Raw genomic sequence first — 24,997 nt, forward strand, 5'->3', positions numbered from 1 at the left:
CCATGCGTTCGCGATGGCGTTCCGGGGAAAATCAGTTTGCTTCGCGCTATATCCGCCGCTGACGACGGCGAACAGGGCGAGGTCGTTTTGTTTTCTCCACCGTGGCGACGCCGGCCAGATAATCGGCCAGGGCAGCAGGAGAAGGGTGGGTGAAGAGGTCAAGCAACGTCAGGGTGGAAAATTCGTGACGTTGTAACAAAACGTGCAGTTGCACCAGATTCAGCGACGTTGCGCCCGCCTCAAAGAAGTTTTCTGCGGGCGTGACAGACTCGCCAACCACCTCGCGGAAGGCGTCGCAAATCAGGCTGACGGTGCTCTCGTCCGCCGCAATGTGTGGCTGAGATTGCTCAGGGCATACGCGCGGTGAGCGCTCTGCGCATTGCCCTGCGTGTTTAACGGGAGGCACCAGCGCGGCGAGCGGCAGTTGCCAGCCGCTTTCATCCTCGGCCATTCGGTTTAGCAATGCGCAATACTGTTCAAACTGGCGCTCCACCTGCCCGGCAGGAAACAGCGCGGCGACAAAATCCCAGTTAAAGCGCAGTTCGCCTTCGGATTCATAAATCTGGTGATCGAGCCAGACCTGCGGCGTCTGGGAGATGCCCCAGACCGGTTTGAGCAGATTACGCCGGGCGAGGAAGTTATCCTGCTCAAAGCCCAGCGCGCTGGTAAAGACGACGGGCATCGGAACGGCAGGCACGTTTTGCTGTTGCGCCAGTTGACGCATCACGCGGATGGCTGACACATCGCGGTGGTTGAGGTTCTGGCTCAGCCGCTGCTGTAGTGACTGCGCGCTGTGCAGCCAGCTTTCGCCGGGATGCCAGCTCAGCAGCATCAGCGAGGTGAAATCGCCCAGAATCTGGTTGATTTGCGGGTGCAGCGGTCGCCTGTCGAAAAGCGTAAGGTTAAGCGTGAACTCAGGCTGTGCACTCCATGCAGAGAGAACCGTTGACCACACCGACAACAGTACGGCCGACGGGGTGAGATGGGCGTCAGCCGCCCGTTTTTTCAGCCGATGCCAGCGCGTGCTGTCCAGCGCGCCGTTCAGGCGGGCGAAGCGCGGTGTTTCAACCTCCTGAGGCAAGCAGCGCAGCGGCAACGCAGGCGCCGGAGGAATATCATCAAGCTGCGCCTGCCACCATGCCAGAGAATCTGGATTGGGCGACTGTAGCGAGGGTTGTTGCAGATAATCCCTGAAGGTGACGGGCAGCGGCGGAAGCAGCTGTTGCGGGTAGCGGTAGCCGTGCTCCAGCTCCGCCAGCAGGATCTGCATGCTCAGACCGTCAAGCAACAGGTTATCCAGACACAGCCACAGGCGGGCAGGCATCCCGTCCACGTATCCGACCTGGAGATCGAATACCGGCCACACTTCGGGGTTGAGTACCTGATGCGCCAGTTTTTCGCGCACCCGCAACGCCTCTTCAGGCGTATGGAGGGTGTGTGCGGGTATCACCCAGGGGGGCGTCTGTTCGAGCACCTGTTGCTGTCCATCACGCACGATGGCGCGCAGCATATCGTGGCGGGCGATTAATCGGTTCCAGACCGTCTCCAGCCGGGTGAGGTCCAGATCGGCAATTTCAAATTCAACAAAGAAATGTGAGCCGACGCCGCCCAGGGCAAAGCCCGGCTGACGCCCCACCAGGTAAGCCTGCTGCACGTCGGTAAGCGCAAAGGGCTGGTAGCGATCTTCAGGGGAGTGGACGAATGGTTGTTCGACCGGGACGTCGGTTTTCCGCAGCGTGGCGGCAAAATCCGCCAGCCGGGGATGATTAAACAGGTCGCTTAATTGCGCTTCATAACCTGCCTGATGAAGTTGCCCGGTCAGACGGGTCGCCAGCAGGCTATCGCCGCCTTGCTGGAAGAAGTCGGTTTCTCTGGTGACATTGCCAGTTGATAAGAGTTGCTGCCAGAGGGCGGCAACCTGTTTTTCAATGTCGCCCTGGGGTAAATCCGCTTCGGCCGGGTTTTCCGCTTCAGGGGTATGACGACGCTTCAGCGCCTGGTAGTCAATTTTCCCATTAGCCGTCAGCGGTAAGGCGTCGAGGAAGACGATCCGTTGCGGCACCATCCACCCCGGCAGACGTCCAGCGAGGGCGGCCTGAAGTTGACGGGGATCGCGGCGCACCTGCCTGTCAGGACATTGTACGAGGAAGCGTTGTAACCCCGCGACCTCATCGCCATGCTGACAGTTGAAGGCGGCCGCGCTAAATAATGCCGCCCAGTCGGCGCTGTTATGCAGCAAGGCCTCCGGCTGCCCATTGGTTAACAGGAGCGTGCTGAGCAGGGCGGACGGCGTTAACTGGCGAAACTCCATCACGTAGAGCAGCGCGCCGGGAACGGCAAGCTGTTGTAATGTCGCAAGGAGCCCGGGATCTTCCGGCAGCAGACGATGCAGGGCGTTATTAAGCCAGATAATGTCCGCCGAGTGAGCGTGCGCCGCCAGCGTGTCTGCATTCCAGAGGGACAGACGGGCGCCAGGCCAGGGGGCGAGCCTCTGCCGGGCGCTCAGCAGCATCTCCTGGCTCTGCTCAAGCCCGACATACTCAATCTGTCCGGCGTTGAGCTGTGCTAACAGCGATTCTGCGGCGCGGCCAGTGCGGGTTCCCACCTCAAGCAGGCGTATCGGGCGCTGTAAGCGCTGTGCAAGCTGTTGGCAAATTGTCGCCAGTTCCTGAATATACGGGGCGCTGGCCGGATGGTTAAAGGCCAGGCTTTCCGGCGACCACTGCGCGTCGTTCAGTAACGACAGTTCGTTACGGGCACCGCGAAGAATTTGCGATAACGTTAAATCATGTCCGCTGAAGTGCGGGTGCTCATCCTCGCGTTCTTCACCAGCGCAGACCTGATAACCTTCAGCAGCGGGCTTCAGTCGCCGTTGTGTCACCAGAAATGCTAACCAGCGTTCCACCACGGCCTGCCAGCGCGGCTGGATAGCGAGTGAGTTCATCAGGGGGAGAGGATCGGCGCCAGCGGTGTGACCCGGCTTCAGTTTTAGCAGGCGATGCTGAAGGAAATCGGCTACCTGTTCTGCGGAGATCTCTGGCGAGATGGCGCAACAGGGCAACGTTCCCGCAAGCGTGTGCCACGCCTGCGGCAGTGCCGGGTTCCGATGATCGGTAATGCAAAAAGCCTCGCCTTGAGGAACAACGTATGCCGCCAGCGTTTTTTCTTTTTCGCCGATCGCCAGAACGGTTGCTTGTTTCACCCCCGCCAGCTGGCTGAGCGCGCTTTCGATTTCGCCCAGCTCGATGCGATATCCTCCGACTTTGACCTGCTTGTCGCGACGACCGAGGAACTCGATTGTGCCATCTGGCCAGTAGCAGCCGAGATCGCCGGTGCGATACCAGCGCTCGTCCGGGAGCGTCAAAAATTGCTGCTCGCTACGCAGGGGATCGTTGAAATAGCCTTCCGCGACCCCAATGCCGCCAATCCATAATTCACCCGGCACCCAGTCAGGGCAGTCCCGGCCCTGTTCATCCACCACCCGGTAGCGTTGGTTGGTTAGCGGAAAACCGTAAGGGATGGAACGCCAGTGGGCGGGGACGTCGTGAATTTCGCAGGCGTTAGACCAGATAGACGCCTCGGTGGCGCCGCCCATCGCGATAAATTGTCCTTGTGGCCGGAAGGCCCGATAACGGGCGGGGAGGTCAAGCCCGATCCAGTCGCCGGAAAGCATCACTGCGCGCAGGTTTTCCGGCGTGGCGTCGGCGAAACCTTCACACCAGGTCAGCAGCATATCGAACAGCGCCGGGACGCTGTTCCAGAGCGTGACCTGATGGCGCTGGATCAGCTCACACCATGCGTGAGGATCGCGCCGTTGATTTTCCATCACCATCACCAGCGCGCCGCCCGCGCGCAGTACGCCAAAAATGTCGTAAACCGATAAATCAAAATGTAGGGCGGAGAGGGCCAGCACCCTGTCATGCGGGCCAACCTGATAGCGGGTATTGATATCGCAACAGGTGTTAAGCGCTCCCCGGTGAGAAATGACTACCCCTTTCGGCGTACCGGTAGAGCCGGAGGTGTAGATAATGTAGGCCGGTTGCGTGGGGGCGCGTACTACCGGGTTGGCGATCGGCTCCGCCTCAATGGCCTGCTGCCAGGCAAGGACGGGAATATCGTCTGACCCGGCGCTGGCGTCGTGCTGACAAATGAGCACCAGCCGGACGCTGGCGTCAGCGTAGATTTTCTCGCGCCGTGCGGCAGGCTGATCCAGCGAAACCGGAACGTAAACCGCCCCGGCCAGCAGGACGGCCAGAACCGCAACAAGTTGTCCTGCGCCTTTCGACATCGTGATAGCCACATTATCGCCGGGCTGAACCCCGCACTCGATTAACCTGCCCGCGCAACGGCGGGCATAGTCTGTCAGCTCATGATAATTCCACTGATAACGCATGTCCGTTACCGCCAGCGCCTGCGGCTGTTGCAGAGCGATACGGAAAATGCCTTCATGCAGCAAGCCTTCGGGAATGGGGGCGCCGGTGGCGTTGACCCGTTCGCGTATCGCGCGCTGGCTGGCGGGCATCATATCTGCGAACGGCTTTTGCCAGGCGCTTTCGTCATCGCAGAGTTGGTTAATCAACTGGCAGTAGGCGTCGAACAATGTTTCGACTAACGCCGGAGGGAACAGCGCGTCGTTGCTGTCCCATTGTAGCCAGACCTCGCCGTGATGCTCGAACGCCAGATGATCTATCCAGACCTGCGGCGTTTGCGAGATGCCCCATTCCGGCTCGCCCAACGGCGATTCTGCGCGGCTGCTGTAGAGAGAACGCCCCAGATTGCTGGTAAATACCACCGGGGCGCCGTGGGGGTAGCGCTGCTGGCGTTTGAGTTCACGGAGTAATTCGACGCCGGACCAGTGGCGATGCTCCCAGTCCTCCGTAAACGTGAGCTGGTTTTTACGCGCCAGGTTGCTGACGGTATCGCCATCGCAGGCGGTATCCAGCAGAAGAATATTGGTGAAGTCGGCAAGCATCGCGCCAACCGCCGGGTGCAGCGGCTGGCGGTCGAATAAGGTGATGTTAAGCAGCAGACGCGTCAGGCCGCCCCAGCGAGCCAGCACGGCAGAAAAACAGGTCGCCAGCGCCATTGTCGGCGTCACGCCATACTCGCCGGCCCGGTTGCTAAAGGCGTGCCAGCGTGTTGCCGGGACAATCATGCGGCGTCGGGTATTACGGACTTCACGTAGCGTGGCGGGTTCGCAGGCCAGCGGCAAGACGGGCGCGGGGGGAAGCGTCGATGCTTTCGCCAGCCAGTAAGCGCGCGCGTCGTCTCTCAGTGGTTGATTGATCTTCTGCTGGTGCAGCAAATACGAGCGGAAATCATAGCGGGTGTCGATAGCCGGCAGCGATTCTCCGGCCAGCAGGGCGTTAAGCTCATCGAAGAAAAGCGTAAAGCTGGAGGCATCCATAATCAGCAGGTCAATATTGACATGGAGGCGGTGGTGATTGTCCGGCAAGAGCGTCAGCTGAAAATCAAACGTTTCGCCGATTTCCACGCGTAAAAGACGGTGGCTCAGGCGCTGGCGCAGTGCGTCCAGATAGGCCTGGCGGCTTTCAGCGTCGTTATGGCGTAAATCATGAACGGTGACGCCGTTCCAGTAAGGTTGCGGTAGCCAGACCTGCTGCCCGTCGGGGCGAAAGGCGATATGCAGCATTGGGTGGCGTTGCAGCAAGGTCGTGATGGCCTGCTCCAACTGCGACGCCGTCAGACAATGGCCTTCAAACTCCTGATACAGGTGGCAACCCACGCCGCCAAGCTTCTGCCCCGGCATGCGGCCCGTCAGGTAGGCGTGCTGTACTGGCGTCAATGGGAAGGGGGTACTTTCGGTCATGTTCGGCCAGGATGATTCGTCGGGCGGCGTTTCTTCTTCCGCGTTCTCAGGCGACCGGCTGAGCATTAACTGGTTCCATGCCGCCAGCGTGGGGGCGGCATACAGCTCGCGAAGGGTAAGGCGGTAGCCATTTTTACGAAACCAGTGTAACCATCTCATCAATCTTATGGAATCCAGGCCGGCCTGGATCAGGTTGCTCTCTTCATGTAACTGCTGCGGCGTTAAATTCAGTTCCTGTATGAGCCGCTCGCGTAATTGTTGGTAATCAGCCGCGTGGCGGTTGTCCGGTAACAGCGAATCCTGAGATGGTGCGCCAGAAATCATTCTTCCTCCTGATGGCACGTCTTACCGAAAAGCATTGCTCATATGAGAATAATAATTATTAACAATTGGATGCTACCCGAAACGGGTTTATTTATGCCCCTTTCGGGTTGGTAACAGGCGGAAAGAACAGAGGCCCGGATGGGGTATCCGGGCCTCTGTCAGGGAGGAGTTTAGGGGGGCGCGACCCCGGTTACATCACGCGTTTAAAGGTCGAAGGGGTTACGCCAAACTGTTTCTGGAAGGCGGCAGAGAAATGGCTGGCGTTGGCATAGCCCAGATCGGCCGCCACCGTCATGACGGAGGTATTGCCGTTGGCCAGGCGTCTTCTGGCTTCCTGCATTCGTTCAGCCTGAAACAGGCCATAGACGCTGTTGTTGAACAGAACGCGGAAGCCTCGCTTAATTTTGAGAACGCTCAGACCGGACTCTCTGGCCAGCTCCGCGACGCCCGGCGCTTGCGTCAGATCAGCCAGCAGCAGATCCTTCGCCCGCAGCAGTTTCTGGCGTTCCATCGGGTTGAAGTGGCAGGAGAGGCAACTGGCGTCTTCGCGATGTTCATCCAGCACCAGACTGAGCATGACCAGACTTTGCCCCTGCAACCATAGCGTCGACGGCTTTTGTTCATGACTGAAGCCGCCGTGCATGCGCATCAGCGCGTGACGCAAGGCCTGAGCCGTTAAGTGGGTTTCAGCATTACAACGCTGCTGCTGGCAACAGCAGTGGGAGTCGATCTTATTCTTAATGACCGCGCTAATATCCGGCACCCACAGCGCGAGGGTTTCAGGGCTGAAGGAGAGGGTAATGCTCTCGAATCGGCCACAATAGGAGGCGCTGCCGCGACAGTCTGGCGTATGGGTAATGTAATGGCGATTGCGCGCAAGCTCCCAGTCGGTGTGGCGCCGGAGTCCCTGAATCGCAAAGCGCGAAGTGCCTTCCAGGATGTACGAGAAGTTAATCCTGCCCAGATCGTCGTGTAGCTGCAACGTCTCAGGCCGCGCAAAATGGCCCCTCCAGAGCAAAATATCCATACCTTCCTGCAACGAACAGCGCAGCAGTTCACACTGAGCAGGAATATTGCCATCGTTTGCAGGTTTCCCGACCACCAACTGGTGAATAGAGATTTCAGATTGCGTTTGCGGTGACTCCGTCATGACCTGGTTATCTCCCTGTGGCTTAGACCAATGCGGGTATAAATAGAACCGAATGGGGTAGATGAGTTATTGATAATGGTTATTATTCACATTAATTCTCAGAACGCCACCCTGAATTGTCGTTTTTGGCGTCCGTAAAAATTCATCAGGAAATTCAGTTACTCCCATGTCATCTCAATCATCCAATACTGAATCGCTGTCCCGATTTCCTCTCTGGCAGGTGATTACACCGGTTCGCAGGAAGGTTATTTTAGCTATGGCGCTGGCGGGGCTGGCGGCATTAACCAGCCTGGGGGCGCTCCTTTTTCTGGCGTGGAGCCTGCGTGACATTCGCGCGACGCCTGACGCTATTCCGGCCTGGCCGCTGGGCGGCGTGATCGGCTGCGTGGTCTTAACTTTTGTTCTGCGCTTACAGGCGTTCAACACCTCTCATTACGCGGCTTTTCATCTGGAGAACATTCTGCGCAGCAGGTTAGCCCGTAAAGCATTGCAGCTTCCGCCTGGCGTGTTACAGCAAATGGGCAGCGGGTCAGTGGCGAAAGTGATGCTGGATGACGTGAAGTCGTTACATATTTTTGTGGCCGACAGCACGCCGCTCTATGCCCGCGCGATCATCATGCCGCTGGCGACAATCGTTATCTTGTTCTGGCTGGACTGGCGGCTGGCAATCGCGACGCTGGGGGTACTGGCGTTTGGATCGGTTGTTCTCGTGCTCGCCCGCCAGCGTTCGGAAGATATGGCTCAGCGTTATCATAAGGCGCGCGAGCAGGTCAGCGCGGCGGTGATTGAGTTCGTGCAGGCCATGCCCGTGGTGAGAACGTTTGATAGCGGCAGCACCAGTTTTTTGCGCTATCAACGCGCCCTTGAAGAGTGGGTCGATGTGCTCAAAACCTGGTATCGCAAAGCCGGTTTTTCAGCGCGTTTTTCCTTCTCGATTCTGAATCCTCTCCCGACCCTGTTTGTCCTGATCTGGTCGGGATACGGCCTGCTGCACTATGGCAGTTTCGATTTTATCGCGTGGGTGGCCGTTTTACTGCTGGGCAGCGGAATGGCCGAAGCCGTAATGCCAATGATGATGCTCAATAACCTGGTCGCGCAAACGCGTTTAAGCATTCAGCGTATTTATCAGGTTCTCGCGATGCCGGAGTTATCGCTGCCGCAGTCTGACCAGCAGCCGCAAGAGGCGAGCATTACCTTTGAGCAGGTGAGCTTTCATTATCCGCAAGCGCGTACTGGCGCCGCGTTGCAGGAGGTGAGCTTTCATGTGCCTGCCGGGCAAATTGTGGCGCTGGTCGGGCCAAGCGGCGCCGGAAAAAGCACCGTGGCGCGCTTGCTGCTGCGTTACGCCGACCCGGACAAAGGCCATATCCGTATTGGAGGCGTGGATCTGCGTGATATGCAGACGGACACCCTGATGAAGCAACTCTCGTTTGTGTTTCAGGACAACTTCCTTTTTGCCGACACGATAGCCAATAACATTCGTCTGGGCGCGCCGGATACGCCGCTGGAGGCGGTAATAGCGGCGGCCAGAGTGGCGCAGGCCCATGATTTTATTAGCGCTCTGCCAGAAGGTTACAACACACGAGTCGGGGAACGTGGGGTATTTCTCTCCGGCGGCCAGCGGCAGCGCATTACTATCGCCCGGGCGCTTTTGCAGGATCGCCCCATCCTGGTGCTCGATGAGGCGACGGCGTTTGCTGACCCGGAAAACGAAGCGGCGCTTATCAAGGCGCTCGCGGCGGCCATGCGTGGCCGGACGGTCATCATGGTCGCGCATCGTCTCTCAATGGTGACTCAGGCCGATGTGATATTGCTGTTTTCCGACGGACAGCTCAGGGAAATGGGGAACCATACGCAACTGTTGGCGCAGGGCGGCCTGTATCAACGGCTCTGGCAACACTATCAGCAGGCGCAGCATTGGGTGCCGGGTGGAACACAGGAAGAGGTGGTGGAAAATGAAAGACAATAATCCTGCGGATAACCTGGCCTGGCGCGTCAACTGGCGCCAGCTTATCTCCAGCGTTGGCAGTCAGGCCAGGATGCTGCGACGCAGTATGCTGGCGCTGTTGCTGGCGGCATTCATGCAGGGGATCGCCTTTGCCTGTCTTTATCCGATCATTGATGCGCTGTTACGGGGAGACGCGCCGCAACTTCTTAACTGGGCTATGGCCTTCAGCGTCGCCGCAATTGTGACGCTGGTGCTACGCTGGTATGGCCTGGGCTTTGAATACCGTGGTCATCTGGCGCAGGCCACCCATGAGTTGCGCCTGCGACTTGGCGAGCAGTTACGCCGCGTGCCGCTGGAGAAGCTCCAGCGCGGCAGGGCGGGTGAAATGAACGCCTTGCTGCTGGGCAGCGTGGATGAAAACCTCAATTATGTTATTGCGATAGCCAATATTTTGCTGCTCACCATTGTCACGCCGCTGACGGCGTCGCTGGCGACATTGTGGATAGACTGGCGGCTGGGGCTGGTGATGTTGCTGATCTTCCCTCTGCTGGTGCCGTTTTATTACTGGCGCCGCCCGGCGATGCGGCGACAAATGCAGACGCTGGGGGAAGCGCACCAGCGTCTGAGCGGCGATATCGTTGAATTTGCTCAGGGGATGATGGTATTGCGCACCTGCGGCAGCGATGCCGATAAAAGCCGGGCGCTGCTGGCGCATTTCAATGCGCTGGAAAACTTACAGACCCGCACTCACCGTCAGGGCGCTGGCGCGACGATGCTGATCGCCAGCGTCGTGGAGTTGGGCCTACAGGTGGTGGTGTTATCCGGGATCGTCTGGGTAGTGACGGGCACTCTGAACCTCGCCTTTTTGATTGCCGCCGTCGCGATGATTATGCGCTTCGCAGAACCGATGGCGATGTTTATCAGCTACACCTCGGTTGTGGAACTGATCGCCAGCGCCCTGCAACGGATTGAGCAGTTTATGGCGATAGCACCGCTTCCCGTCGCAGAGCAAAGCGAGATGCCGGAACGTTACGATATCCGCTTTGACAACGTCAGCTATCGCTACGAAGAAGGCGACGGCCACGCGCTTAATCATGTTTCTTTGACGTTCCCGGCAGCCAGTATGAGCGCGCTGGTGGGTGCCTCCGGCGCAGGCAAAACTACGGTCACCAAACTGTTAATGCGCTATGCCGATCCGCAGCAAGGGCAGATTTCTATTGGCGGCGTCGATATTCGCCGCCTGACGCCGGAACAGCTCAATAGCCTGATTTCTGTTGTTTTCCAGGATGTCTGGCTGTTTGATGACACGCTGCTGGCGAATATCCGTATCGCGCGCCCACAGGCGACGCGGCAGGAGGTAGAAGAGGCCGCCCGCGCGGCGCAGTGCCTTGAGTTTATTTCCCGTCTTCCGCAAGGCTGGCTGACGCCAATGGGAGAGATGGGCGGCCAGCTATCGGGCGGCGAGCGCCAGCGGATTTCCATTGCCAGAGCGTTATTGAAAAACGCGCCGGTCGTCATTCTCGATGAACCGACTGCCGCGCTGGATATTGAAAGCGAGCTGGCGGTGCAAAAAGCGATCGATAACCTGGTTCACAACCGGACGGTGATTATCATCGCTCACCGTTTATCCACCATCGCCGGGGCCGGAAACATTCTGGTGATAGAAGAGGGACAGGTGGTTGAGCAGGGTACTCATGCGCAATTGCTCTCACATCATGGACGTTATCAGGCGCTGTGGCAGGCGCAAATGGCCGCGCGCGTGTGGCGCGACGACGGGGTTTCCGCGTCTGGAGAGTGGGTGCATGAGTGATGTTCAGTCGAATGTGAAACCGCTGACGTTGACGACCGGGCGGGTGATTTTTGCTATTGCCGGCGTCTATGTGACGCAGAGTCTGGTATCGGCGCTGTCTATGCAGTCCTTACCCGCGCTGGTGCGCGCTGCTGGCGGATCGCTGGCGCTTGCCGGTGCGACAACCCTGTTCATGCTGCCCTGGGCGCTGAAGTTTATTTGGGCGCCGTGGATCGAACGCTGGCGGCTTCCGCCCGGTAGCCAGGAACGCCGTTCGCGGATGTTAATCCTGCGTGGTCAGGTCGCGCTAGCGGCGATCCTGATGATTGCCGCAGCGATTGGCTGGTTTGGGCGAGAAGGAGGATTTCCCGATACGCAAATCGTCGCGTTATTTGTTCTGTTTATGGTGGCAGGCACGGTCGCTTCCACCATTGATATCGCCAGCGACGGCTTTTGCGTCGATCAACTGACTCGCGCGGGTTACGGCTGGGGAAACAGCGTGCAGGTCGGCGGCAGCTATCTGGGAATGATGTGCGGCGGCGGGGTGTTCCTGATGTTGTCGGCAGCATCCGGCTGGCCTGTCGCCATGCTGATGATGGCGATGCTGATTATGGCGCTGTCATTCCCGCTGTGGCGCATTACGGAGCCGACGCGAACAGCGCCTATCCCGCATGTTCCGGCGTTAGGTTATGCGCTAAGGAGGAAGCAGGCGCGCCTGGGCTTACTGCTGGTATTAATGCTGAATTCAGGCATGCGGTTTGTGCTGCCTCTTCTGGCGCCGCTGTTGTTGGATCATGGGTTGAGCATGTCTGCGTTGGGCGCGCTGTTCAGCGGCGGCAATATTGCAGCGGGCATAGCAGGAACGCTGGCCGGCGGATTACTGATGAAATACACCTCACCCGGCAGAGCGCTGTTGACGGCTTATGGCGTCCAGGGGATCGCGCTGCTGGCGGTGGTGATGACGTTCATGATGGCGCCGGGTCATCTGTTGCTGCCGATTCTCCAGTGTCTGGTCATTGTCCAGTCCATTTCGCTGGCCTGCGCGCTGGTCTGTCTTTACGCCACGCTGATGTCGCTTTCATCGCCTTTGCAGGCCGGTGTCGACTTCACCCTCTTTCAATGTACTGACGCGGCAATCGCCATCCTGGCTGGTGTTATCGGCGGCGTTGTTGCTCAACATTTTGGCTATGCGGCCTGCTTCCTGTTTGCCGGGGTATTCACGTTGCTGGCGGCGTGGGTTGCTTATATCCGGCTGCATTCGGCAAGAGAACTGATGACAAGCGCAATTGATTGATCCGGGAATAACACAGAGAGGTAAGGGATGAAAATCAGTGAATTTTTACACCTGGCGTTACCAGAGGAACAATGGCTGCCGACGATTTCTGGCGTTTTACGCCAGTTCGCAGAAGAAGAGTGTTATGTCTATGAGCGTCAACCCTGTTGGTATTTAGGCAAAGGGTGCCAGGCACGGTTGCACATTAATGCCGATGGAACGCAGGCGACATTTATTGATGATGCCGGGGAGCAAAAATGGGCGGTGGATTCCATTGCCGACTGCGCGCGTCGTTTTATGGCGCATCCTCAGGTGAAAGGACGTCGGGTATATGGACAGGTCGGGTTCAACTTTGCGGCGCATGCGCGGGGGATTGCCTTTAACGCCGGGGAGTGGCCGCTGCTGACGTTAACCGTTCCCCGTGAAGAACTTATTTTTGAAAAGGGAAATGTCACCGTTTATGCGGACTCCGCCGACGGGTGCCGACGTCTGTGCGAGTGGGTAAAAGAGGCCGGTACAACGACGCAGAACGCACCACTGGCGGTGGATACCGCCCTCAATGGTGAGGCGTATAAACAACAGGTTGTACGCGCCGTTGCGGAGATCCGCCGTGGCGAGTATGTCAAAGTGATTGTCTCGCGCGCCATTCCCCTGCCATCGCGGATTGATATGCCTGCCACGCTGTTATACGGTCGGCAGGCAAACACGCCTGTGCGCTCGTTTATGTTCCGTCAGGAAGGACGCGAAGCGCTGGGCTTTAGCCCGGAACTGGTGATGTCAGTGACGGGCAATAAAGTGGTCACTGAACCGCTTGCGGGCACCCGCGATCGCATGGGAAACCCGGAGCATAATAAGGCGAAAGAGGCAGAACTGCTGCACGACAGTAAAGAGGTGCTTGAGCATATCCTTTCTGTCAAAGAAGCTATTGCTGAACTGGAGGCCGTTTGCCAGCCGGGCAGCGTGGTGGTTGAAGATTTAATGTCGGTTCGCCAGCGCGGCAGCGTTCAGCATCTGGGGTCTGGCGTGAGCGGTCAGCTTGCGGAAAACAAGGATGCCTGGGATGCGTTTACTGTATTGTTTCCGTCGATTACCGCCTCAGGCATCCCTAAAAACGCTGCTCTGAACGCGATTATGCAAATTGAGAATACGCCGCGAGAGCTTTATTCCGGCGCAATTCTGCTGCTGGACGATACGCGCTTCGATGCGGCGCTGGTCCTGCGTTCCGTATTTCAGGACAGCCAGCGCAGCTGGATACAGGCGGGGGCGGGAATCATCGCGCAATCTACGCCGGAACGCGAACTGACGGAAACCCGGGAGAAATTAGCGAGCATTGCGCCCTATTTAATAGCGGCAGAGCAGGGGTAGTCGGGTGAGATTGCCCGTCCAGGCAGTCAGCGGCTGGTTATTAATGTGAAGTGCAGCGTTATGAAAAAAATCCACGCTTTGGCGTGGATTTTTGTTATTCGTGAAAGGTGACTCTTTCACGAAGATACGTTATGGGTCAAAAGCTCAGATCCCTGAAAACCACAATTCCCTTGAGCGAACATTTAACCATGCCAACATTGAAGGGAGTTCGCTAACCATTATCAACGGGGATGGCCGGATATCTTAGATTGACTCATACTCGGTTCTGAATTCTCTGCTAGCGTTGATAATTTGTAGTTTCCATTATCCGTAAAAATAACTAGATAGTTCGACCGGGAACTGCTTTCCCAGAGTAATGACCTGGGTAAGGTTAGCTGCTTCATTTAGCTCTCCCGCAAGCATTCGAAAGCTATTATCAAAGCGATGTATCTTAGCTGCTGTCAAACCATATCGCTTCTCGCAGGTTTTAACAAACTCTTTTATCCCGACTAACAGTTTTTCGCTGACGGGTTTTATTTCTAGATGACTTTCTGAAGAGTCATCAATTTCAAAGGAAAATTGATGGGCTGCCTCATTTCTTAAATTTTTCAAAAGCCAGACTATATTAATAAGTTTCATCTTGAGTAGCTTGTTATTTCTGCAAAATACTATTTTCTCATTAAATGTCATTTCATCAATGGACCCGGTTACTGACAGTCCACTATTAATTATTATTTTGTACAACATTCCTTCTACATATGTAGCATGAGAAATTATATCTGAGCGGCATTCGAAATGATCAATACCAGCATGATGAGGGCGTGTTTTTATTTTGTTAAATTCGTCACCAATCGAGTTTCCCGGCAGTGTGATGCGGATGAAATGAGGGAATCGCAGGTTATCGAGATTGAGTTTCTCTCTCAAATTTAGCTGAAAAGAAAGCCCGTAATGCTCAGAATATTGTGCTATAGCAAAGTTATTTGTAATAACATCCCAAAATCGTGAAAAAGGATATTTTAGAATTAATTTAGTACCGCTGTCATCGTTTTTATAAATCGTGTCGCCATCAATCGAGGTCCAGTAAAGCCGTTCGACCAAGAGAAAAACTTCTTCGGGTAAAAGGGGGCAGGATGCAACAACTTCTTCTGTGCCAGAGAATGTTGCCTGAAAGAGCGTCTCGATGTAGCCTGACCTGGAGTCATCTATATAACCCTTAAGGTAATAATTTCCTGGAATCCCCATAGGACCCTCACTTGCATAGTGCTTCTTAATGATTCGGATTAGATATATCTTACCTGTGTTACTTGGTTGATCAACTTTTTCCTATTGGTCAATGATGAGTAAAGCTTCCGTTCATGAACACCCATTTCGGGCAGATTTATGTTTAGTGCAAAGGGCAATGATGAGTCGACAGCGGCTGAGCGCAGCTGGCGACCAGATGTTGTCGCTCATTGCGGAGAATCTTCACTCAAAAACGGTGAGTGGAAATCTACTGACAAAATCGTATGATGCAGGTAAAGATACTCGAATATGCTGTACGCATCTGCAAGATGCGCGTCAGGATAAATAAAATACACTGCTAAAGTTGAGGTTGTGCTAATGGAATTTGAGGCGGAAAAAGTAACCTTTGAGAGAAAGGTAAGACGTTATCTCTCCGCTAGCGTGAAGCGGCAGGTAGCTATATTGAGCGGCTATCGATGCTCGTTTCCAGGTTGTGATCAAAACCTCATGCTTCAGGACTCATCATTTATTGGGGAAATAGCTTCGATTGAAGCCATTCACTCTCACGGGCCAAGATACAACCCTTCTACAAATGCAGACCAACTACTTCAAACAGAAAACTATCTTCTGTTGTGCCCGAATCATCATGCGATTATTGACAGGCAGCCGGAAATATATTCGGCTGAGTGGCTAAGAAAGGCCAGGAAAGAACATTTAAATAAAATATCAGAAATAGTGTCTGCCTCTAAGTGTGTAGCAGAGGTCAAGCTGGATGAGCAGGTCGAAATCTCTTTAGAGGAAGCAATAGGTGTCTGGAAAGTAAATCGTGAAAATGCATCCGAGGAATTCTGGCAAACTCTTCTACAAAAATGTCCTGCTGTATTATCACAGATATTTCCACAAAGTATGTTTCAGTTAGGCAGTAAATGCTATGTTGGTGGAAAATCAATAAACAATTCGGGTGGTAATCTTGTCGACTTTATCTACGCAAGCAGGCTGACTGGAAATATAGTATTGGTCGAAATAAAGACCCCAAAGACGATATTACTGGGGAGAAGATATAGAACTAATGCCTATTCAATTAGCGAAGAACTATCTGGGGCGTTTGTTCAGGTGTTAAATTATAAAGACCAATTAATGAAGGAATATTTCAAACTAAGTGAAGGTAACGGAGGTGATTCATTTTCGGCATTCAATCCTAAATGCTTAATTGTTATTGGTACACTTGAGTCGGAGCTTAAAAATAATAGTCAATACAAATCATTTGAGCTATTCAGAAATAGTATGACAAACGTTGAGATTGTCACTTATGACGAGCTATTTCAAAAGGCTCAAGACATTCTGGATATGATCAAATAACATGTAATATCGTTTTTAGCCGACTTCCGCCTGTCATTGCGGACAAGAAGCCTCATACAAAGGATAATTTATAACTACAACCACTTAAGGCGTCTACAAAATGGGTGGCTATTCAGATTATACCACCGCTATACTCAGTTCCGATCGCGCTTCCATGATATCAACGGATACGCTTTAAATAAAAAATCCACGCAATTGCGTGGATTTTATGGGTTTTTGTGGACTTTACGAGGTTTATTGAAACCTCATAAGGCAACAATTAGACGTTGAACAAGAAGTTCATCACATCGCCGTCTTTAACGATGTAGTCTTTGCCTTCCGCACGCATCTTACCGGCTTCTTTCGCGCCTTGTTCACCTTTGTACGTGATGAAGTCGTCGAAAGCGATGGTCTGTGCACGAATAAAGCCTTTCTCAAAATCGGTGTGAATTTTACCCGCAGCCTGCGGTGCGGTTGCGCCGACAGGAATCGTCCACGCGCGTACTTCTTTCACACCAGCGGTAAAATAAGTTTGCAGATTCAGCAGCTTGTAGCCAGCGCGAATTACGCGGTTGAGACCCGGTTCTTCAATACCCAGCTCAGCCATAAACTCGTCACGGTCAGCATCGTCGAGTTCTGCGATGTCGGCCTCGATAGCGGCACAAACCGGAACCACGACAGAGCCTTCTGCATCGGCAATGGCGCGAACCTGATCCAGGTACGGGTTATTTTCGAAGCCATCTTCGTTGACGTTAGCGATATACATGGTCGGCTTCAGCGTCAGGAAGCTCAGATAGCGGATCGCCGCTTTATCTTCGTCTGTCAGATCCAGTGAGCGCAGCATGCCGGCGTTTTCCAGGTGCGGCAGGCATTTTTCCAGCGCGGCCAGCTCAGCTTTCGCGTCCTTATCGCCGCCTTTGGCTTTCTTCTGCACGCGGTGAATGGCGCGTTCACAGGTATCAAGGTCGGACAGCGCCAGCTCGGTGTTGATAACGTCAATATCTTCCGCCGGGTTTACTTTCCCCGCAACGTGGATGATGTTGTCGTTTTCAAAGCAGCGTACTACGTGACCAATCGCTTCGGTTTCACGGATGTTTGTCAGGAACTGGTTACCCAGGCCTTCGCCTTTCGACGCGCCTTTTACCAGACCGGCAATGTCGACGAACTCCATGGTGGTAGGGAGAATGCGCTGCGGCTTGACAATCTCAGCCAGTTTGTCCAGACGCGGATCGGGCATCGGCACTACACCGGTATTTGGCTCGATGGTGCAGAACGGGAAGTTTGCCGCTTCAATACCGGCTTTAGTCAGGGCGTTGAACAGGGTGGATTTCCCGACGTTGGGCAAACCAACGATACCGCATTTGAATCCCATGATTTAAATCACCTTAATATCTTGATAATCAACCTGTTGCAGAAAACAGATTGTAGAAAAGTAAACAACTTTGCCTATTATACACAGCGCGCGGCAAAAATGCCGCACATCACTGCTTATTGTGCTTTAAAGGCATGTAATCGGTTCGTCGCTTTGGTTAACCCTTCTTTGAACCAGACTTCAGTACAACGTGCCGCTTCGTCAATGGCGTCGTCAATTAACTTTTGTTCCGACACTGGCGGTTTACCCAGAACAAAACCGACAACTTTATTTTTATCGCCCGGATGACCAATTCCGACACGTAAGCGATGAAAGTTAGGGTTATTACCCAGTTTGTTGATGATATCTTTCAGGCCATTATGACCACCGTGTCCGCCGCCTAACTTAAATTTCGCGACGCCAGGGGGGAGATCCAGTTCGTCGTGGGCAACCAGAATCTCATCGGGCATGATGCGGTAAAAACTGGCCATCGCGCCGACGGCTTTACCGCTCAGATTCATAAACGTGGTCGGCACCAGCAGGCGAACATCTTCCCCTTCGAGGGTCACTCTGGAGGTGTAACCGAAGAATTTCGGCTCTTCACGCAGAGGCGCGCGTAGTCGCTCTGCCAGTAAATCGACGTACCATGCGCCCGCATTATGGCGTGTCGCCGCGTATTCTGCGCCGGGGTTCGCCAGGCCGACAATCAATTTAATCGTCACGTTTTTTGTCCTGAGTGTGTCTATAACTGGCGCGTAGTTTACTGTCTGCGGCCGCGCTTGACAAAAAACAGCGTGGATTGCGCCGGAAGCTGAATAATTGCCTGTTTGAACTATTGGAAAGTCAAGCTGTTCAGAGGGTTATTTGTAAAGTTTTGTTGAATAACAGGTTGTAATTGTGATCGCCCACGCACTCATAGAGCACAGTGTTGTCTATACTTTACACATAAGGATTAGGGGTATTCCCTGAAACAACCCAAAAGTTCCGGAGGTGACATATGAAACGCAAAAACGCTTCGTTACTCGGTAACGTGCTCATGGGGTTGGGGTTAGTGGTCATGGTGGTTGGTGTTGGTTATTCTATTTTAAACCAGTTACCGCAGTTTAACCTGCCACAATTTTTTGCACATGGTGCGGTGCTGAGCATCTTTGTCGGTGCCATTCTCTGGCTGGCAGGCGCCCGCGTTGGTGGGCATGAACAGGTGAGCGATCGTTACTGGTGGGTTCGCCACTACGACAAACGTTGCCGCCGTAACGACAATCGCCGTCACAGCTAAGGTATCGCGTCGGTTTAAGACCAGTCAGCTTGGACTGACTGGTCATTGTCTTAACCATTCTCACTCGTTTTTTCTGACGAGCGTCTCTTTAATCGGCGCAAAATCAGCAGCAATGCCAGCATAATGACCAGATAACTCATTACGTAATGGCCCTGATGCTTTCGCTGTTCAAGCGCCGGATCGGCAGCCCATGCCAGAAAAGCCGTAACGTCCCGCGCGTACTGCTCTTCGGTTTCTGGTATATCGTCCTTTTCTGACCTGTTGATCTCCCCATCAGACAACGGCTTCGGCATGTTAATTATGCCGCCGGGAGCGTATCGGTTTGCCTTCATTTCCGGGTCGTCAGGCAGATAACCGGTCAACAAGGCATAGACGTAATCCGCCCCCTGATCGGTATAGGGCAAGAAGGCATCGAACAGAAATTGCGGGAACCCCCGGTCGTACGTTCTGGCGCGAACGATATAGGTTAAATCGACGGGAAGGGCGCCATTATTAAGATATCTTGCTTCCTGATCGTTAAGGTAGGGCGAGACAAACGTATCATTGAGATTGCCTTCCCGCTCGCCGGGTTGACCATCATCCTGAATGTCGGGAAAGACGTAGCCGCTGGCAAGACGCTTTGCCTCTGTGAGCGAGAGTTCGGGTCCGCCTGGCTTTGTCAGGGTGCGAAAATTAAGATGAACCATCCCGTGGCAGGCGCGGCATTTCTCTTCGTAGACCTGTAAACCGCGCCGCAGTTGTTCTTTATCATAGTGGCCCGTTATGCCGCTAAAACTCCACGCCTGGCGAGGTGGCGTCTCTTGCGCACAGACAGCGCTGGCGCCCAGAATGCACAGCCATAAAACGCTATATCTTACTAATCCCTTCATGGCGGTTAATCCTGCTTTTCCAGAAAACGTCGGCAGGGCAGTACGATGACAAACCATCCGAAGTAAACCAGCGTTGAAAGTTGCGATGCCGCGCGTATCCAGCCCTCTTCATTACTGAAACCGTCAGGCAGGTCGGGGCCGACCAGCGCTTTTGAACCCAGCCATCCTAAAAAGAATGCATTAGCAACCCAGAGCCAAAAACCACATTTAACGAGCTTGCTGTAATTGCGAAAGCGGGCGCGTGAAGTGTCGAGCCAGGGGAGAAAATAAAAAATCAGCACTGAAGCACACATGGCGACTATCCCGAGAAGTTCGTTTGGGAAGCAGCGCAAAATGGAAAAGAACGGCAAAAAATACCACTCAGGCGCCACGACAGCGGGCGTTACGGTGGGATCTGCCGGGATAAAATTATCGGCGCTGCTGAGATAGTGCGGGGCAAAGAATAAAAACCAGGCGAACAGCATCATGAAAAGAGTGAGCTTGATGGCATCACTGTCGGTGATTTTATAATCGAAAAACAGTTTCCGGGACTCGCTCTGCGTAAATGTCTTTTTCATTGCCTGCGCAAATGCGGACTGTACGGTGCGGATATGCCATATCGTTCCCCCGACAATGACGAAGGGGATAATAAAATGAAGCACATAAAACCGGCCTAATGTGGGTGTTCCTGGAGCATACCCGCCGACTAAAAACGAATACAACGTATCTCCCACCCACGGGATCGCACGAGTGAATCCGGTAATAACGGTGGCGGCCCAGTAGCTTTTTTGCCCCCAAATCAGGCTATATCCCAGAAATGCGGTGATCATCAGTAACACGTATAACGTCACGCTTATCATCCACATTTTGAGATAAGGCTTTCGGTACACGTTGTAATACATGGCGCGGAAGATGTGCAGGTAACAGGCGAAGAAAAATAGCGATGCGCCAATAGAATGCGCGTTGCGCACCAGTTCGCCGTGTCTCACGGATCGCATAATATGAATGATTGAATCAAAGGCCAGCCCTTCCGTGGGTACATAAAACATCGCCAGAACGAGACCAGAAAGGATTTGTACTCCGAGCATCACCAGCAGAATGATCCCGACGGCAAAAACCCAGACGCCTGCGACCGTACGAGGGAAGGGAATACGCCACACTCGCTCTCGTCGGGGTATGGATAGATGTTCTGCCGCCATTTCAGACTTCCTTCGCGCCGATACGCACCGTCAGGCCATCGGGATGAAACGCGTAATCGGGGATTGCGAGATTCGCCGTAGCGGGCCCCCGCGTGACGCGCCCTGAAGTGTCAAACTCCGAGCCATGACAAGGGCATACCCAGCCTTGCCCACCGGGTTTGGCATTGGGCACACAGCCTGCGTGGGGGCAGTAACCTTGAATGACCAGCCACTGCGGATACTCTGTCTTGATACGTTCGCCGTCAGCCTGCGGATCGATAAAACGATGGACATCCGCCTGCTGCGCTGAGCGAATTTCCTCCGGGGTACGGTGATGAATAAGGATAAGCTTTCCCTGCCAGACTCTTTTCACCGTCTGACCGACGGCAACCCCGGCGAGAGAGACATCGACAGGTTCGTTTTCCGCTACGGTTTTATCATCCGGCCCCAGTGCGGAGATGAGCGGCCAGACGGCGGCGGTGACACCCGCAGCCCCGACAAATTTTGTGAGTTTACACAGGCATTCTCGCCGCTGTACCTGAACATCTTCATTGCCCTGTTTTTTATCCGCCACCGTGCGCCCCCACCATTTTCGCGTATCTGGATTACTGTTTCTCAATGCGTGTATAAATGTCCTGGAAACGCTTATCCGCGATCCCCGGCGCCTTAAAGGTTCGATAGCTGTCAGGCAGGGTTGCATCACCCACTTTAATGAGCATCACCATCCCTTGCGCGTAATGCGGGGTGCATTTAATACCGTAAAATCCAGGTTTGTCGTACTTGACCTCAATTTCCTCATCAATCTTGCCGACAAATCCGGGGTAGCCTGCTGGCGAAAGCTCTGCGATTGACGCAGCGTTATGGCTCTTATGCTTGCGAATAAACTTCACGGTGTCGCCTGGCTGAATCGCCAGATAATCAGGTTCATATACCATCGGGCCGCCCGCGCCTCTGTTTTTCATCAGCACTTCGTGGGTCTGAGCGAAAGCCGTGGTGGTCAGCGCTAACAGACATAACATGCTCAGGCTTTGCTTAATCAATTTCATGGGTTCTCCCTTAGGTGTTTATTCCGGTCGTTGGTAGCGGATGAAGCAACTCAATCCATCCGGCGCCTGCTCAACGATGGCATTAATGCCAAACCACTGGCTGAGGTTTTCAGGCGTAAAAATGGTTGCAGGGCTGCCCTGCATTGCCAGTTGACCCGCTTTCATTACGAGAATGCGGTCGCAGAACATGGCGGCATGGTTCAGGTCGTGCAGAGCCGCAATGACGGTGAGCTTCTGGCGTTTCACCAGATTAAGCAGGCCTATCTGATGTTGAATGTCGAGATGGTTCGTGGGTTCATCCATCAGCAGCACTTTCGGCTGCTGCGCCAGGGCCCGGGCGATATGCAAACGCTGTTTTTCCCCGCCAGAAAAGGTATTCCAGCAGCGATTTTGTACGCGCTGTAGATCTACCTTCTCCAGCATGGTCTGGACAATATCGTCATCTTGTTTAGACCAGGGCGAGAGCAGACTCAACCACGGGGTGCGCCCCAGAGAGACAGCCTGCAATGCGGTGAGACGTTCACTGGTTTCCGCTTGTTGTTCCACCAGCGCCACTTTTTGCGCTAAATGGCGGCGTGAGTAATGGCGAATATTTTTATTCTCCAGCGTTACGCTGCCTGACGAGGGTTTCAGTAAACCGGCAAGCAATGAGATCAGTGATGTTTTGCCTGAGCCATTGGGGCCGATAATGCCGACAAACTCACCGGGCGCGACGTGAAAAGAGACGTCGCTGACGATGGCTTTGCCTTTCACTTCCCAGTACAGTTGCTGCGCCTGCACCAGGCTTCGGACTGTTGCAGAAGGATAGCGTGGAGCGGTGAGAGCAGAATTTACCGTCATTTTGTCTGGTTTCCTCTGATCAAAATGATGGAAAACGCAGGTGCGCCTACAAGCGCCGTAATCACCCCGATGGGTAACACCTGCCCGGGAAGTAATGTTCTGGAGATTACGTCGGCGATAATGAGAAAAATGGCGCCGATCATGGCGCTGACCGGCAGCAATCGATGGTGTTGATTACCCACCAGCAGGCGGGCGGCATGGGGGATCACCAGGCCGACAAAACCAATCGCCCCGACAATGGAGACCATAATTGCCGTCATACCGGTAACGGCGGCAATCAGGACTCCGCGCGTGCGTTTTACCGGGATGCCAAGTGACGCTGCGGACTCTGCGCCAAACGAAAACGCATCCAGATGACGGGCGTAACAAAAACATAACGCCACACCGACCAGCGCGGTAGGGACGGCCAAAACGACATCTGGCCAGCGAACGCCGCTCAGATTGCCCAGCAGCCAGAACATAATCCCACGAGCCTGTTCTGCATTCGCTGAGCGAGTGATGATTAGCGAGGTGAGGGCATTAAATAACTGTGAACTGGCGATCCCGGCCAGGATGATTTGCGTGGTGGCGCTTCCCTGTCTCCCCCCGGCGGCGATCGCCAGTAACGCCACGAAAAGAAAAGCCGTTAACGCCCCAATAAAAGCCCCGAGCGACATGCTGACGATCCCAGCGCCAAGCCCTGTTAAGGCGATCAGAACAGCGCCGGTCGAGGCGCCGGCAGAGATCCCCAGTAGATAAGGCTCTGCCAGCGCGTTTCGTAGCAATGACTGCAATACGACGCCGGAAACCGCCAGACACGCGCCACAACAGGCAGAAACCAACGCCCGCGTCAGGCGATAGTTCCAGATAATGCCCGCATCCAGCGCATCAACGGCATAGCGCGTATCAAAGAACTGGTTAGAAAGCGTATGGATAACATGCTGCCAGGGGATAAACGTCTCGCCAATGGAGATCCCCGCCAATAGAACGCAGCACATCAGCACGCTGACCCAAAGGGCGTGTCCCCCGATTCTTATCGTTAACTGGCCGACAGCGCGACGCGTCCTGCGAGTTTCGCTCATCATCTACCTGCAATTCTGAATACCAGAGGCGCGCTATGCCCGGTAAGACATAGCGCGACATAAAGATTATTGAGCCGTTTTCGGATGTGCCAGACCGTATTCAACCAACGCATCTGCGAGTTTCTCGACGCCATCTATCGTTCTGATGCCGGCGTTCATTGTTTGCACATCCACCACCGGCAGATGGTTCTCCTTCACGGCGGGGATGAGTTTAGTCACGGGGTCGGACTTGAGATATTCCAGTTTGACCTGCCAGTCATCTGCCGGGAAACGACGACGGCTCATTTCACCGAGAACAATGACGGACGGGCTGGCTTTCGCGATGGTTTCCCAGCCAACGGTTGGCCACTCTTCAGCAGAATCAATCACATTTTTCACCCCCAGCGTCTGGGCGATCCATGCGGCAGGGCCAAATTTCCCGGCCACATAGGGGTCCAGTTGCAGATCGGCGCTGGAAAACCAGAATACGGCGGAGACGTTTTTATCCATTCCGGCAATTTTGTCTTTGGCGGCAGCTTCACGGGCCTTCAGACTGGCGATCAATTCATCGCCTTTGTCCTGCACGTCAAAAATTTTCGCCAGATCGGAGACTTCCTGATAAACCATAGCAATATCAAACATGCCTTTACGTACACCGTCGCCACCGTCTTCGTTGTCTTTAGCGCAGTCCGCAGGCGCGGTATATACCGGCACGTTCAACTCGCTAAACTGCTCGTAAGAGGCGACGGTTCCGGCAGGCCCAATTTGCCATTCAAACTGACTGGCGACCAAATCCGGTTTTTTGGCAATAATGCCTTCAAAGCTGGGGATGTTCTGCGCAATCACGGCCACTTTTTCATTTGCCGCTTTGTAAGCATCCGGGACGGGGCCGAACCACAGCGATGTGCCGACAACGCGCTCGGCCAGTCCCAGGGAATAAAGAATTTCAGTGCTGTTTTGCCCGACCGTGGCAACGCGTTCCGGGGCTTTATTGAAGGTAATATCACGGCCGCAGTTTTTAATCGTCAACGGATAGACTGTTTTTGCCGCATGAGTCAATCCTGATGTGAATAATAACGCTGCGCCAGCCACAGCCAGAAGGTATTTTTTATGAGGTAAAGTAAAGTCTGCGTACATTGTTATCGTCCTGTACATGCCAGAATCTGAACGTCTGGTCATGGTTTATTTGGTTCCATATATC

Annotated in this window: 18 protein-coding genes; 6 read left to right on the forward strand and 12 right to left on the reverse strand. The window is 54.3% G+C overall.

Translation table 11 applies throughout. The features are described from left to right. Positions 1–46: 46 nt before the first annotated feature. Positions 47–6,154: a yersiniabactin non-ribosomal peptide synthetase HMWP2 gene (gene irp2, locus CKO_RS05375; RefSeq protein ID WP_012132136.1), complete on the reverse strand. Its 6,108-nt coding sequence runs from the start codon at positions 6,152–6,154 to the stop codon at positions 47–49. 190 nt (positions 6,155–6,344) lie between these two features. Further along, entirely contained in the window at positions 6,345–7,304 is a 960-nt protein-coding gene (gene ybtA / locus CKO_RS05380; protein WP_012131847.1) for a yersiniabactin transcriptional regulator YbtA, read from the reverse strand. A gap of 256 nt (positions 7,305–7,560) precedes the next feature. Between ybtA and ybtP the strand changes: the two genes are divergently transcribed. From ybtP to ybtS, 4 genes are read left to right on the forward strand one after another with little or no spacing between them, the layout of a single operon-like run. Beyond that, the gene (ybtP, locus tag CKO_RS05385) at positions 7,561–9,273 is read left to right on the forward strand and encodes a yersiniabactin ABC transporter ATP-binding/permease protein YbtP (protein WP_001327262.1); all 1,713 of its coding nucleotides are present in this window, start codon (positions 7,561–7,563) and stop codon (positions 9,271–9,273) included. Beyond that, a complete protein-coding gene (ybtQ, locus tag CKO_RS05390; protein ID WP_012131848.1) occupies positions 9,260–11,062 on the forward strand; it encodes a yersiniabactin ABC transporter ATP-binding/permease protein YbtQ in 1,803 nt (600 codons plus the stop codon). The genes ybtP and ybtQ overlap by 14 nt, the downstream gene beginning before the upstream one ends. Continuing rightward, the gene (gene ybtX / locus CKO_RS05395) at positions 11,055–12,335 is read left to right on the forward strand and encodes a yersiniabactin-associated zinc MFS transporter YbtX (RefSeq protein ID WP_001286279.1); all 1,281 of its coding nucleotides are present in this window, start codon (positions 11,055–11,057) and stop codon (positions 12,333–12,335) included. The genes ybtQ and ybtX overlap by 8 nt, the downstream gene beginning before the upstream one ends. A gap of 27 nt (positions 12,336–12,362) precedes the next feature. Further along, positions 12,363–13,679, forward strand: coding sequence for a yersiniabactin biosynthesis salicylate synthase Irp9/YbtS (ybtS, locus tag CKO_RS05400; protein ID WP_012132137.1), 1,317 nt, complete (start codon positions 12,363–12,365; stop codon positions 13,677–13,679). A gap of 303 nt (positions 13,680–13,982) precedes the next feature. Here ybtS and CKO_RS05405 read toward each other — a convergent pair whose 3' ends face one another. Beyond that, positions 13,983–14,900: a hypothetical protein gene (locus tag CKO_RS05405; protein WP_012132139.1), complete on the reverse strand. Its 918-nt coding sequence runs from the start codon at positions 14,898–14,900 to the stop codon at positions 13,983–13,985. Positions 14,901–15,257: 357 nt separating this feature from the next. On the opposite strand from CKO_RS05405, the gene CKO_RS05410 reads away from it, so the two are divergent. After that, entirely contained in the window at positions 15,258–16,238 is a 981-nt protein-coding gene (locus CKO_RS05410; RefSeq protein WP_012132141.1) for a Shedu immune nuclease family protein, read from the forward strand. A gap of 259 nt (positions 16,239–16,497) precedes the next feature. Here CKO_RS05410 and ychF read toward each other — a convergent pair whose 3' ends face one another. Continuing rightward, positions 16,498–17,589 carry a redox-regulated ATPase YchF gene (ychF, locus tag CKO_RS05415; protein ID WP_012132142.1) on the reverse strand — a complete coding sequence of 364 codons (1,092 nt, stop codon included), beginning with the start codon at positions 17,587–17,589 and terminating at the stop codon, positions 16,498–16,500. Between the two features lie 116 nt (positions 17,590–17,705). Next, positions 17,706–18,290, reverse strand: coding sequence for an aminoacyl-tRNA hydrolase (gene pth / locus CKO_RS05420; RefSeq protein WP_012132143.1), 585 nt, complete (start codon positions 18,288–18,290; stop codon positions 17,706–17,708). Positions 18,291–18,565: 275 nt separating this feature from the next. On the opposite strand from pth, the gene ychH reads away from it, so the two are divergent. Beyond that, positions 18,566–18,844, forward strand: coding sequence for a stress-induced protein YchH (gene ychH, locus CKO_RS05425; protein ID WP_012132144.1), 279 nt, complete (start codon positions 18,566–18,568; stop codon positions 18,842–18,844). 50 nt (positions 18,845–18,894) lie between these two features. On the opposite strand, the gene CKO_RS05430 is transcribed toward ychH, so the two are convergent. The 7 genes from CKO_RS05430 to CKO_RS05460 form a co-directional block, all read right to left on the reverse strand. Next, positions 18,895–19,713, reverse strand: coding sequence for a cytochrome c1 (locus CKO_RS05430; protein WP_012132145.1), 819 nt, complete (start codon positions 19,711–19,713; stop codon positions 18,895–18,897). Between the two features lie 5 nt (positions 19,714–19,718). Beyond that, positions 19,719–20,891, reverse strand: a complete 1,173-nt coding sequence (locus CKO_RS05435; protein ID WP_012132146.1) for a cytochrome b — start codon at positions 20,889–20,891, stop codon at positions 19,719–19,721. Position 20,892: 1 nt separating this feature from the next. Next, complete coding sequence (gene petA, locus CKO_RS05440; RefSeq protein WP_012132147.1) at positions 20,893–21,444, reverse strand: ubiquinol-cytochrome c reductase iron-sulfur subunit; 552 nt, start codon at positions 21,442–21,444, stop codon at positions 20,893–20,895. A 31-nt stretch (positions 21,445–21,475) separates the two neighbouring features. After that, positions 21,476–21,916 (reverse strand): pseudoazurin, encoded by a 441-nt coding sequence (locus tag CKO_RS05445; RefSeq protein ID WP_012132148.1) that lies wholly within the window; start codon positions 21,914–21,916, stop codon positions 21,476–21,478. 18 nt (positions 21,917–21,934) lie between these two features. Further along, positions 21,935–22,756 carry an ABC transporter ATP-binding protein gene (locus tag CKO_RS05450; protein WP_012132149.1) on the reverse strand — a complete coding sequence of 274 codons (822 nt, stop codon included), beginning with the start codon at positions 22,754–22,756 and terminating at the stop codon, positions 21,935–21,937. Then, positions 22,753–23,817: a FecCD family ABC transporter permease gene (locus CKO_RS05455; RefSeq protein WP_024130289.1), complete on the reverse strand. Its 1,065-nt coding sequence runs from the start codon at positions 23,815–23,817 to the stop codon at positions 22,753–22,755. Before CKO_RS05455 ends, CKO_RS05450 begins: the two co-directional genes overlap by 4 nt. Positions 23,818–23,883: 66 nt before the next feature. Further along, positions 23,884–24,933, reverse strand: coding sequence for an ABC transporter substrate-binding protein (locus tag CKO_RS05460; RefSeq protein WP_024130290.1), 1,050 nt, complete (start codon positions 24,931–24,933; stop codon positions 23,884–23,886). Positions 24,934–24,997: the final 64 nt, after the last annotated feature.

The sequence above is a fragment of the Citrobacter koseri ATCC BAA-895 genome, assembly GCF_000018045.1.
GTDB classification, from domain to species: domain Bacteria; phylum Pseudomonadota; class Gammaproteobacteria; order Enterobacterales; family Enterobacteriaceae; genus Citrobacter_B; species Citrobacter_B koseri.

Coding starts and splice junctions, on each gene's coding strand:
- irp2 (WP_012132136.1), bottom strand. CDS start 6,154: ATGATTTCTGGCGCACCATCTCAGGATTCGCTGTTACCGGACAACCGC.
- ychH (WP_012132144.1), top strand. CDS start 18,566: ATGAAACGCAAAAACGCTTCGTTACTCGGTAACGTGCTCATGGGGTTG.
- CKO_RS05405 (WP_012132139.1), bottom strand. CDS start 14,900: ATGGGGATTCCAGGAAATTATTACCTTAAGGGTTATATAGATGACTCC.
- ybtP (WP_001327262.1), top strand. CDS start 7,561: ATGGCGCTGGCGGGGCTGGCGGCATTAACCAGCCTGGGGGCGCTCCTT.
- CKO_RS05435 (WP_012132146.1), bottom strand. CDS start 20,891: ATGGCGGCAGAACATCTATCCATACCCCGACGAGAGCGAGTGTGGCGT.
- CKO_RS05445 (WP_012132148.1), bottom strand. CDS start 21,916: ATGAAATTGATTAAGCAAAGCCTGAGCATGTTATGTCTGTTAGCGCTG.
- ybtS (WP_012132137.1), top strand. CDS start 12,363: ATGAAAATCAGTGAATTTTTACACCTGGCGTTACCAGAGGAACAATGG.
- CKO_RS05450 (WP_012132149.1), bottom strand. CDS start 22,756: ATGACGGTAAATTCTGCTCTCACCGCTCCACGCTATCCTTCTGCAACA.
- CKO_RS05455 (WP_024130289.1), bottom strand. CDS start 23,817: ATGAGCGAAACTCGCAGGACGCGTCGCGCTGTCGGCCAGTTAACGATA.
- ychF (WP_012132142.1), bottom strand. CDS start 17,589: ATGGGATTCAAATGCGGTATCGTTGGTTTGCCCAACGTCGGGAAATCC.
- ybtA (WP_012131847.1), bottom strand. CDS start 7,304: ATGACGGAGTCACCGCAAACGCAATCTGAAATCTCTATTCACCAGTTG.
- CKO_RS05410 (WP_012132141.1), top strand. CDS start 15,258: ATGGAATTTGAGGCGGAAAAAGTAACCTTTGAGAGAAAGGTAAGACGT.
- ybtX (WP_001286279.1), top strand. CDS start 11,055: ATGAGTGATGTTCAGTCGAATGTGAAACCGCTGACGTTGACGACCGGG.
- CKO_RS05430 (WP_012132145.1), bottom strand. CDS start 19,713: ATGAAGGGATTAGTAAGATATAGCGTTTTATGGCTGTGCATTCTGGGC.
- ybtQ (WP_012131848.1), top strand. CDS start 9,260: ATGAAAGACAATAATCCTGCGGATAACCTGGCCTGGCGCGTCAACTGG.
- CKO_RS05460 (WP_024130290.1), bottom strand. CDS start 24,933: ATGTACGCAGACTTTACTTTACCTCATAAAAAATACCTTCTGGCTGTG.